The organism is uncultured Maribacter sp., from assembly GCF_947496775.1.
In the GTDB taxonomy this organism is placed as follows: domain Bacteria; phylum Bacteroidota; class Bacteroidia; order Flavobacteriales; family Flavobacteriaceae; genus Maribacter_B.
Map to the genome: position 1 here is coordinate 435,531 of NZ_CANMDU010000001.1, position 11,643 is coordinate 447,173.

Below are 11,643 nucleotides of genomic sequence, written 5' to 3' on the forward strand. Positions count from 1 at the left end.
CATATTATCTTATTAGCTGTATCCAGCCTTTTCTCACTTCGGTTCCATCTCCTAAATCTAATATATAGAAATATGTTCCGTCTGGCACTTGACCATCATTACCTTCTCCCTCCCAATTATTAGCATATCTTGTAACTGCATGAACTAAGTTTCCATATCTATCATATATCTGCAAACGATTTAGAGGATATTGTTCTATACATTGGACTTTTAAAAAGTCATTAGTACCATCCCCGTTTGGCGAAAATTGATTAAAAACAAACCCGCAATCTGCTTCTATAGGTAAACTTACCAATACCTCAACACTTGCGCCATTATTTCCATCGGGATTACCACTATCTATTTGCGCAGGAACAGAACCTATAATTGTTGCTGTATTTATAAATGTACCTGCATTTGGCACCGTTACTGTTATCTCTAAGATAGCCTCTTCATCTTGGATTAATTCTGGAATTAACCATTCCCCCGTTGTTATATCATAATCACCCGTAACGGTAGTATGAAAAACATAAGTAAAATCTGTTGAGATTACGTCGGAGATACGAATTTGATTCACTGTACTCTCATCTGATATATTTTTTACTTTGATAGTAAAAACAACAGTGTCTCCTATCAACGGTCTAGTGCTAATTGCTGTCTTTTCAATTTCTAGATCTACCCCTTCTGGTGCATTAATAGGTAAAGTTACCTCTGCCCTATCGTTTGTTGTATTATCATCTATAGGAAAAGATTCGAAAAGCTCTGCTACGTTAGTATAAATACCTTCTGCCAAGATATTCACTTCTATATTTAAGGTTGCCGTACCCATTGCAGCTAATTCTGGAATTTGCCACATACCAGTACTTTCATCATAAGTGCCCCTAGAGGGCGTACTAGAAATAAAATCGAAACCAGATTCTAATAAATCTCCAATAATTATATTTTGAACCGTATTTGGCGACAAATTATTTACAATGACCGTAAAAATCACATTTTCTCCAGCAATAGCATTTTCATTATTCACTATTTTTAACACTTCTAAATCTATTGAATCTGGAGTACAATCGGCAGTAACACTAATCGTTACCTCCGTAGATATATTCATAGTACACGGAGCAACTGGACTATTTGTCGTATACCTAAAAATATAATCTCCCTCCACTTGACCTAGGAAATTCACAACATTATCTGCATCTATTTCCAATATTGCCGGGCCCGAAACAAAAGACCAATCTCCTGGATCAGGATTCCCTAATAATCTATCATCTAAATCAATTGTACTAAGCGGTTGCTGTGTAGAAGCTAAACTACAAGCAATAGCATTAGAAGGAGTACCAGGAAAAGGCACTGGAATAATTGTAGCAATAACCTCTACTCTTTCTCTGGAAACACAGCCATTAGCTTCTGCTTCTACATAAAAAGAGGTGGTAGTGTCTAAATTCCCGGTGGAAAATGTATCTCCTACCCCTAATTCTGTTCCTCCAGTAAGACTATCGTACCAATTTACAGAAGCTCCAGTGCTTGGATTTACAGATAATAACAAACTGCCAGGGCCACAATTAGAAGCACCCGTAACCTCATCTATAGTAGGTATTTCATTAGAAATTAACTCTATTTCTAAAGTACCGCTAGCACAATCGTTTGCCTCATCATAAAAATATCCAAAGAAAGAACCTTCACTTGTTATATTTTCACTTTCATCTTGGGTTAACCTAGCACCTACATTAAATGGATTAGATGATCTACTCCATCTTAAAACCATTCCTAAAGGTGGTGTTGAATCTGTATAATCATTTAGATTAGCTTGTATATCTCCACAAAACTCTGTACTTAATCCGTTGCCCATGGGAGTTACACCGCAGCCATCATCATCTAAGTTCGTTACGGTCAATTGAGGTACCGATGCTCCGCTAATAGCCTGGTAATTTGGGTCTCCAGAAGTTACATTCCCAGTATTAATGATATCTTCTATATCTCCATCAATTACAGCGTCATCTACACCTGTTATTTGTAAGGTAGTACCTGTATTCCAGTCCCCTGGCTCTATCGTAATACTTGTTGGCCCTGATGTTTCCGTTACGTCATACCCATTTATATTAATACTAACATTTGCAGTAGGTTGGCTTGTTAAGGTAAAAACAAAATCTGCTGTCCCTCCTGCTTCTGTTGTTGTACCTGCTAGGGTATTTATATTTACTCCTGCAATATCATTGTCTGTAATAGTCATTGCCGCTCTTCTGTCAGCTGTTGTTCCTAATACATAATCTCCTAATGGGCTAGCATTTACCTGTAAAGTCAAGGTCTCTAGATTCTCCGCCTCATCATCATCTATAGGAGTTATATTAAAGGTTACTGTTTGCGCTCCAGCTGCAACACTTACTGCAGGTATGCCCGTAAAATCCCCAGCAATTGCAGTAGATAAGCTGTTAACTCTAACAACAGTAATTGGAATCGCGGCTCCAGTTGTGTTTATAGCACCTAAATCTACTTCAAAAGTAGCTGTATCTGTTATTGGTGTTCCTTCTGTGGCTGTATCATCTGTTGCGGTTAATATAGGCACATAAGCATCATTATCCGCTATGGTAACTGTCGCAGTCCTTGATGCTACAGGTAGTACTAAATTATAACCAGTACCAGCGACTATTCTTAATATCAAATCCTCAGAACCTTCCACATCACTATCATCTATTGGTGTAATTGTTAAAGTTCCTGTTTGCTGCCCATTTGGGATAGAAACACTTGTTGGTAAAGCTGTATAATCTGCTGCTGTTGCCGTAGAAGCTCCTAGTCTAGACACATTTACCACAATATCCGAACCAGTATTATTTACAGCACCCAAATCTACCGTTACCTCCCCGGTTTGAATAGATGGGGTTGCTTCTGCTGCTGTTGCATCTGTTGCAGTCAATGTAGGCTCAAAATCATTATCAGCAACAATAATATTAGCCGTATTTGAAATCATTGAATATGAGGTACTGCTTATTGCATCAATAGTTAAAATAACATCTTCATTTCCTTCTACTAATAAATCATCAATTGGGTTTATATTGATATTTCGAGCAGATTGAATTGCGTTAAAAGTAACAGTCCCAGAAACTGTTGTAGTAGCACCGCTTACCGTATAATCATTTAAAGCTCCAAAATTGGCAGCTCCAGAAAGAGTATAATCCAAAGTTAAAGTTGTTCCTGTATTATTGTTATCACTTAACTCTATTCGGAATCTACCACTTGTTGGCCCCTCCTCATCTGCATTTGTTGGAATGATTGTAATAATACCAACATCATCATTATCAATATTAACCGTAGCTGTATCAGTAATATCAACATTTATAAGAAAAGGAGACACCAAATTACTTATACCAATTAGTACTGTTTCGGAACTCTCTATATTCGTATCAACAGTTGGAAAAACACTAAAAGGTATTGATTGGCCATTAACTCCAGTAAAATTTAACGTTTCAACTATTGCAGTATAATCATTATCTGAGATTAATGCACTACCATCAGTAGAAACAACATCCACGGAAAACCCCCCAAAAACAGGACCACCACTCAAAGTTGCTGTTAAAGTTATAGCTCCATCATCTTCATTACCACTAACATCTTCAATAGTAACAACTTGAGACTGCCCAACGAAACCATTTAACAAAAGAATTATAAGCAAAGACAAACTTAGGTAGGCTTTTGTGCCTACTTCGTTTTTAAAAAATATATTTTTTTTCAATTTCATAACTGTTTTTTGAACTAACACTAATTCAACTCACAGCATTTCAATAAGTTAACAATGTAAAATTTGGGAGTCAATATTACTAAAAAAATAAACTGTAGCCTTAATTAGTAGTCTAAAACATTATATAATAGATAAAATACAGTGTTAATCGACTAACAATAACTATTCCACAATTGCGGAAGTAGTTTCTGCTGAAGATTCTATTTTACGAACTAAACCCTGTAAAACTTTACCTGGACCAATTTCCGTAAATAAAGTAGCACCATCTGCTACCATATTTTTTACACTTTGTGTCCACTTTACCGGAGCAGTTAATTGTGAAATTAAATTTTCCTTTATCTCAACGGCATCAGTAACACCCGTTGTTGTAACATTCTGGTATATAGGACAATTAGGCGTATTAAAAACTGTGTGCTCTATTGCTGCTGCTAACTCTTCTCTTGCTGGTTCCATTAATGGAGAATGAAATGCGCCACCAACTGGCAAGACTAATGCTCTACGAGCACCAGCTTCTTTTAATTTTTCACAAGCGATATTAATAGCTTCTATTTCTCCTGAAATAACCAATTGCCCAGGGCAATTGTAATTTGCAGGCACTACGATACCCTCTACAGAAGCACATACTTCTTCTACCTTAGCATCTTCAAGTCCTAAAACTGCTGCCATAGTACTTGCTTTAATTTCACAAGCTTTTTGCATTGCTAAAGCTCTCTTTGACACTAATTGCAAGGCATCTTCAAAGTTCAATACTCCGTTTGCAACAAGAGCGGAAAACTCTCCTAGAGAGTGTCCTGCAACCATATCTGGCTTAAAAGAATCTCCCATTACTTTACTAAGTATTACAGAATGCAAAAATATTGCTGGCTGCGTAACCTTGGTTTGCTTAAGCCCTTCTGCCGTTCCCTCGAACATTAAATCTGTTATGGAAAAACCTAATATTTCATTGGCTTGCTCAAACAATTGTTGTGCCATTGGGTATTTTTCATACAAATCTAAACCCATTCCTACAAACTGAGCTCCTTGTCCTGGAAATATATATGCATTCATTTTAAATGTGTTTTAAGACGGCAAAAATACGGATTATCTCATTCCCCACACAGTGTAGTTCAAAAAGTTTATAAACGGCCATTTTCAACTTATGAGATTCAAAATAGCTACTCTTCTTTAAACCAGCTAGAATACTTTACATAGCTATCCGCAATTCTATTCACCTCTCCGGAACTTAATTCTGTACTAATGTCTTTTATTTTTTTTGCTGGCATACCTGCAAACACAGTGCCTTCCGGGACGTGCGTTCCTTTTGTAACAACAGCACCAGCCGCAATTATACTATTACTCTCAATAATACAATCATCCATAATTATACTTCCCATACCCACGAGTACATTATCTTTTATAGTACAGCCATGTACCAAGGCATTATGGCCTATAGAAACATTATTACCAATAGTAGTTGGCGATTTTTGGTATGTAGCATGTATTACTGCCCCATCTTGCACATTTACTTTGTTTCCCATTTTTATAAAATGAACATCACCTCGCAAAACAGCATTGAACCACACGCTACATTGAGTTCCCATTGACACTTCTCCTACAATTGTTGCATTTTCCGCTATAAAACAATCTTCCCCTATCACAGGAGTTTTTCCATTTACCGTCTTTATAACCATTTTGATTTTCTTTTTATTATTAAAAATAAGATAACAACTCTTTTTTCTTAGATGCTGAAACTAATAATTCTTTACCGCTAGAAATTAGCACACTACCACCTTTACCTTTTTTATATTTTACAATTTCATTGACATTAACCAAATACGATTTATGTATACGTGCAAATGAAAAATGAGATAATCCTTCCTCAAAATACTTAAGGGTTTTACTAACTAATATCTTTTTATTCTCTAAATATATTTCCGTATAATTATCATCAGCTTTACAATACAATATATCTGCAACATTAAGAACCTGAAAACCATCTTGTTGCGGCAATGTAATTTTACCTTCCACCCTAGCTATATTTGGAACCAAAACTTTACCCAAAACACTTTCTTCTTTTTCCTTTATTTGGGTAACAAAATCTACCGCTTTTATTAACTCATCTATATTAATTGGCTTCATTAAATAATATGCAGCATGATGGTTAAGAGCATCCATTGCGTATTGATTATAAGCTGTTACAAATACCGTTTCAAAGGTACGTTCTGGAACCTGTTCTAACAAATCAAAAGCATTCCCAAAAGGCATTTCTACATCTAAGAAAACAAGATCTAAAGTATTATTTTCTATAAGCGCTAAACCTTCTTTTATAGAACTGGCTTCACCCACCAAAACAACATTGGGGCAGTACTTGTTTAAGTAATTTCGAAGTATTTCTCTACTATTTGCCTCATCTTCAATCAAAATTGCTTTTAACTCCATTATTCTTTTTTTAGCGTGAATTGTACTTTTGTACCAAGTCCCGTATTTTCTAAATCTGAAATATACACATCTACCTTATCTTTATGCATCTCATTTAAAATTGCAATACGTTTTTTTATATTACCCATTCCTTTGGACTTCTGTTTTTTCTGATTTTGCGTTTTTAATTCCGCAGATTTTTTTCTCCCAATACCATTATCTGATATGACAATTTTTAAAGTCTCATTTTTAATCGCATTAACTTCAATTTTTAAAAAACCCTTTTCTTCCTTATATCTTAATCCATGCCAAATAGCATTTTCTATATAGGGCTGTAATAACATGGGAGGAATCTGAAAAGAATGTACTTCTATATTTTCATCTATAGTAATGGAATAATCAAACTTATCCGGAAAACGAGAATGCTCTAATTTTACATAAAGCTCTAACAGTTCTAACTCTTTAGAAAGAGGAATAAAATCTTCATCGGAATTTTCTAATACAGCACGCATAAGCGTAGAAAAATCACTTAGATATCGATTTGCACTTCGTTCATCATTTTTTGAAATAAAATTATTTACCGAATTCAAGGCATTGAAGATAAAATGCGGGTTCATTTGTGTGCGCAAGGATTTTAAGGCCAATAAATTATTAGCAAATTTTTGTTGCTGATTACTTCTATAAAAAAAGAAAGCAGCCAAGCCTGTTAACACCAAACCAATTATCAAAGAATAAATAACCCATTTTTGACGCTTATTATTTAATTGATACAATTGCTGCTCAGTATACGCCAAATCGTACTTGCTTTGCGACAATTCTCTATCTTTCTCCAATCCAGATATTCTGCTTTGCTTAGAGGCTAAATCTCTATTGAACCTTGCTGCTCTAGATATTTCTTGTTCTTTTCTAATATATAATGTATCCACTACTTTTACATATTCTTGATATGTTTCCAGAGCCTTATTAAAATCTCCTTTAGATTTATAAACTTCAGATAATTTCCTAGTAGCATCTTTCTGCACCACCAAATCATCATCCCCATCGGCCTCTATAATACTTCTTTGTAAATAAGGAATTGCCTCTTCTAGCTTTTCTTGCGCTATATAGGCCTTCGCAATTTTATAATTTATTCTTTGAGAACTAATAGAATCTTTAACATTTTCACCAACTCCTTTTATCTTAGAGGATAATGAATTTAATTCGCCTAAACTTTGTTTACGTAAAGAAATCTCCTCTTCATATTGATTATTCTTACTATAAAAATCTGCCACTTTATCTTGTTCCTGGATAGACCTTTGCGGGGCTTGATTTTTAGATAATTCCAATGAATTGTTATAAAACCCCTCTGCCTCTATAAGTTTATTTTCACTGTTAAAAGCATCTGCTATTTTAGAATTTAGGTCTGCCAATTTTGGTGAAATCTGATTCTTTTTAGCAATTACCAAACCTTCTTCATAGTAAGAAACAGCTTCATTAATATTCCCCAATCCTTTATTACTATCTCCTATGGTCTCATATAATTCTACCCTCTGATAAGGTACCAACTTCCTTATTTTAAGTAACGGATTCAATACTTCAATTGCCTCAGTAAAATCACTATTTAAAACCAGTGCCTTCCCTAAGAGAAGAGAAACACTGTTATTTTCATAAGCATTAAGAGCATCTTTGTAACTAGATATAGCCAGGTCATATTGTCCATGTTCCACATATACTTGCCCTAAATAGGCTAAAGATTCTGCTAACTCTTTTTTATTCCCTCTTTTCCCCAAACTAGCAATAGATTGTGTAATGAATTCTATACTCTTTGCTATATCTGTTTTTTTATATTTTACGGCAGAATCTAATAGTACTCTATGTATATTTTTTTTTCTTTCGTATTTTTTACTAATGCTACTATTATTAATTTCCTTTACATACCCTTCTACCAAAACGTCTACATCCTCAAAACTACGAACCGTATAATATACCGTTTCTATTTCATCACTTCTAAAAACTATCTCATCACCAAGAGTCACCAATATTCCAAACTCCCCTAATGTATTAGTTACCGTATAACTTCCAGAACTAGTAGAAATCTCCACATTAGAAATTGGCGTGCTATTTTCTTTTCCTTTTACAGAACCTTTAATGGTCCCTTTTCTACTATTAGAGATTTGAGAAAACACTCCAAAAGAGGTAAGAAACAAAAGAATAGTTATGTATATAGTTTTTTGCATTGTTCCATTATAACAGCGTAAACTTAGCGGATTTATATGGTATTAAAAAATGATAAAAACCAGTTTACCCTTCATACAAACACTAAATAACCCCTCTCACAAACCAAAAACGCTTCTTTACGCATTGAAAAGGATGCTTTACTCATTCCTCGTTTTATTAGCAAAAGCTTGCGCCTAAATTTGAAGGAAATTAATTCCCACATTTTTATGAAAACTGAGATTAAAAACAAAACAAAAAAATATATAACAATTTTACTAGGAGCCTTTTTAGTCTTATTTGTTTTTAGATGTATTTATGGCTACACTCACAAAGAAACGTCTCCACTTTTTCATACAAACGAAAACATCACTTCAATAATTTCTAATGCACGAAAAAACTATGCAACTAAGAAGCACGAAATTATATCCGCCAATAGTGGATCCCCACAGACTAGAATAGATCAGAAGTACGAAAAAATTGCTGAAATACATTCTAGTACCTCCAATTACGATACGGACGAAAAAAGTATTCGTTCTGAAATAAGCAAATACAAAGCCTTAATTCAATACGAACACAAAAGTGGAAATTCTGGATATAGAAATTTAAACTTTTCTATAGGCGTTCCTCCAGAAAATTTTGATGCTATATACCAAAGTCTAATAAAAATTGGGATGGTATCTGCTAAACAAATTACCAAAACCGATAAAACCAATGAGTATAAAGAATTAAATGCTAAAAAATTATCGTTAGAAAAAATACGAACTGCTCTTCTAGAACTAAAAGCCAAAGGAGGTAGAATAGAAGAATTTATACAATTAGAAAATAGAATCTTAGAAATTGACCAGCAACTACAAGACTTAGGCGTTAGTCTAGGAAATTTTGATGACGAAAATGAATTTTGCACGGTACAGATATCTTTAAAAGAAGGGAAAGAAATAAAGAAAGACAGTCTTATTATCATTAAAGAAGCATTAGAATGGACTATTGAAACCTATATAAAATTAATGGTAGCTCTAACATTCCTTTCTCTTTTAGCCTACTTACTAACACTGACCATATTAAAACTAAAACAAAATAAATAGAACGTTTAAAAACAATTATTATGAAAAAAATGAACTCCTTCATGAGCATAATTGCTATGACACTTATTTGCTCTACCACTTTTGGTTGCGAACCAAAAAACAAAAAAACAGGCAAAGAGATAATATATGCTCAAGCAATGAATCCTGTTACAACAGTAAACAATACCGTAAAAATTGCTTTGCTACTGGATACAAGTAACAGCATGGACGGATTAATAAACCAAGCTAAAGCACAATTATGGGATATTGTAAACAAATTCACACATGCTAAATGCGGCAACGAAGCCAAACCCAACTTACAAATTGCACTTTACCAATATGGTAATGACAACCTTTCTTCTAAAGAAGGCTATATTCAGCAAGTACTAAATTTTAGTGGGGACTTAGATGAAATTTCTGAAAAATTATTTTCACTTACTACCAATGGAGGCGAAGAATATTGCGGTGAAGTTATACAAACCTCGTTAAAACAATTAGAATGGGGCTCTAACAAAGATAATCTGAAGTTAATTTTTATTGCAGGTAATGAACCATTTACACAAGGTAAATTAAATTACGAAGATGCTGTTACCAATGCTAAAGAGAAAGATGTCATAGTGAATACCATTTTCTGCGGAAACTATGAACAAGGTATAAACAGTAAGTGGAAAAAAGGAGCAACCCTTACCGGAGGAGAATATATTGCCATTGATCACAACAGAAAAGTGGTACATATTGACACACCTTATGATGATGTTATTATTAAACTAAACTCCAAACTTAATACCACCTACATTTCTTATGGTTCTTTAGGTAAAGCCAAACAGGAGATGCAATATATGCAGGATAGCAATGCTATGGAAATGGAAGAAGCTGTAGCCGTAAAACGTGCTGTTAGCAAAAGTTCTAGAATGTATAACAATAAAAAATGGGATTTAGTTGATGCAGCCGATGATTCTTCTTTTGAAGTATCTAAAATTAAAAAGGAAGACTTGCCTACTGAATTAAAAGATAAATCAGCTACCGAGATTAAAAGTTATATTAACGAAAAGAAAGAAGAACGTATAAAAATTCAGAAAGAGATTCAGGAATTAAACAAAAAGAGAAATTCCTACATTGCTAAAAATCAAAAGGAAAACGCAAAAGGAGAATTGGAAAATGCAATGTTAAACGCGATTAAAAAACAGGCCGAAAAGAAAAACTATAAGTGGGAATAATAACGTTTGAAATAAATACTTGTAGTGGGTTTACTCTAACATAGAATAAACCCACTTTTTTATTGTGCAGCTGGGCAGTAACAATCATATTTTCTCTCCGATTGCCCAAAATCATAACCAATTGTAATTTGATGAAACCCACCATTATCAAAACGAATATCTCCCATTTGATATGAGTAGTTATAAGAAACCATGAAGTTTTTAATATTTGCTCCTATAATTGGTGTAATTAACTGTAAACGTTGTTGTCCAAAAGTACCATTGGATAAGAATTGCGCTCCATCAAAACTTCTTCTATAAGAAACTCCTCCCCAAACTCTACCAAAATCAACATCTCGATATACTTTCCCATTAAAATCTATAGTCTTTTCTTTCGTATAGTCCGTTAACTGAAATAACACAGAAGGTTCTATTTGCCATTCATTTCTTCCAAAAATATGACCTGCAGAAATCACATAACGTTTTACATTATCAATCTCCAAAACAGAATACAAATCTCTACTACTTCCTAAAGCATTTAATACAGCAACATGAGCGTAAGAATCTCCAAAGTTATAAGACATTCCAAAATCTATATTAAAATACCCTACACTATTATCCGCTCCATTAATAACTGGATCAGGAATAACAGATCTAAATTCTGATTCATCCAAACGACTTTGCAAATATCCTACACTTAAACCAAAAGAAAGTTGATTCAAAACACGTACATCATCTCCCCCCATTCTTAAATGGTGTGCATATGTCATTTTAAAACCAGTTTGCGAATGATACCCATTCGCATCATTATACATAATAGCTCCTATTCCACTATCACTATCACCTACTCTAAAATGAGCATTTAAAGTTTGTAAATTTGGAGCTTCGTCTACATTAAACCATTGTTTACGTATAGTAGCTCGTATTTTACCACCTTCGCCAATACCTGCCATGGAAGGAAAAACTAAATAATAATTATCCGATAAATAATCAAAATACACAGGAATACCCTCCTGCGAATAAGAATTAAAACTTATAGCAAAGAAAGTCAATAGAAGTAAAATTCGGTTTTTCATCTAGTAAT

General features: G+C 34.0%; 8 protein-coding genes. 2 read left to right on the top strand and 6 right to left on the bottom strand.

Translation table 11 applies throughout. The features are described 5' to 3' along the window. Positions 1-4: 4 nt before the first annotated feature. The 5 genes from Q0856_RS02060 to Q0856_RS02080 form a co-directional block, all read right to left on the bottom strand. Positions 5-3,709: a gliding motility-associated C-terminal domain-containing protein gene (locus Q0856_RS02060; RefSeq protein WP_298502137.1), complete on the bottom strand. Its 3,705-nt coding sequence runs from the start codon at positions 3,707-3,709 to the stop codon at positions 5-7. Between the two features lie 162 nt (positions 3,710-3,871). Then, a complete protein-coding gene (gene fabD, locus Q0856_RS02065) occupies positions 3,872-4,756 on the bottom strand; it encodes an ACP S-malonyltransferase (RefSeq protein WP_298502139.1) in 885 nt (294 codons plus the stop codon). 107 nt (positions 4,757-4,863) lie between these two features. Further along, a complete protein-coding gene (locus Q0856_RS02070; protein ID WP_298502142.1) occupies positions 4,864-5,379 on the bottom strand; it encodes a gamma carbonic anhydrase family protein in 516 nt (171 codons plus the stop codon). A 19-nt stretch (positions 5,380-5,398) separates the two neighbouring features. Then, positions 5,399-6,127, bottom strand: coding sequence for a LytTR family DNA-binding domain-containing protein (locus Q0856_RS02075; RefSeq protein WP_298473550.1), 729 nt, complete (start codon positions 6,125-6,127; stop codon positions 5,399-5,401). After that, a complete protein-coding gene (locus tag Q0856_RS02080) occupies positions 6,127-8,322 on the bottom strand; it encodes a histidine kinase (RefSeq protein ID WP_298502145.1) in 2,196 nt (731 codons plus the stop codon). The genes Q0856_RS02075 and Q0856_RS02080 overlap by 1 nt, the downstream gene beginning before the upstream one ends. A 207-nt stretch (positions 8,323-8,529) precedes the next feature. On the opposite strand from Q0856_RS02080, the gene Q0856_RS02085 reads away from it, so the two are divergent. Then, the gene (locus Q0856_RS02085; RefSeq protein ID WP_298502148.1) at positions 8,530-9,384 is read left to right on the top strand and encodes a DUF4349 domain-containing protein; all 855 of its coding nucleotides are present in this window, start codon (positions 8,530-8,532) and stop codon (positions 9,382-9,384) included. A 20-nt stretch (positions 9,385-9,404) separates the two neighbouring features. Then, positions 9,405-10,580 carry a vWA domain-containing protein gene (locus Q0856_RS02090; protein ID WP_298473559.1) on the top strand — a complete coding sequence of 392 codons (1,176 nt, stop codon included), beginning with the start codon at positions 9,405-9,407 and terminating at the stop codon, positions 10,578-10,580. A gap of 59 nt (positions 10,581-10,639) precedes the next feature. On the opposite strand, the gene Q0856_RS02095 is transcribed toward Q0856_RS02090, so the two are convergent. Continuing rightward, entirely contained in the window at positions 10,640-11,635 is a 996-nt protein-coding gene (locus tag Q0856_RS02095) for a type IX secretion system membrane protein PorP/SprF (RefSeq protein ID WP_298502152.1), read from the bottom strand. Positions 11,636-11,643: the final 8 nt, after the last annotated feature.

Bases quoted from the DNA above. Each gene is read 5' to 3' on its own strand.
- Q0856_RS02060 (WP_298502137.1), bottom strand. From the start codon at position 3,709: ATGAAATTGAAAAAAAATATATTTTTTAAAAACGAAGTAGGCACAAAA.
- fabD (WP_298502139.1), bottom strand. From the start codon at position 4,756: ATGAATGCATATATATTTCCAGGACAAGGAGCTCAGTTTGTAGGAATG.
- Q0856_RS02070 (WP_298502142.1), bottom strand. From the start codon at position 5,379: ATGGTTATAAAGACGGTAAATGGAAAAACTCCTGTGATAGGGGAAGAT.
- Q0856_RS02075 (WP_298473550.1), bottom strand. From the start codon at position 6,127: ATGGAGTTAAAAGCAATTTTGATTGAAGATGAGGCAAATAGTAGAGAA.
- Q0856_RS02080 (WP_298502145.1), bottom strand. From the start codon at position 8,322: ATGCAAAAAACTATATACATAACTATTCTTTTGTTTCTTACCTCTTTT.
- Q0856_RS02085 (WP_298502148.1), top strand. From the start codon at position 8,530: ATGAAAACTGAGATTAAAAACAAAACAAAAAAATATATAACAATTTTA.
- Q0856_RS02090 (WP_298473559.1), top strand. From the start codon at position 9,405: ATGAAAAAAATGAACTCCTTCATGAGCATAATTGCTATGACACTTATT.
- Q0856_RS02095 (WP_298502152.1), bottom strand. From the start codon at position 11,635: ATGAAAAACCGAATTTTACTTCTATTGACTTTCTTTGCTATAAGTTTT.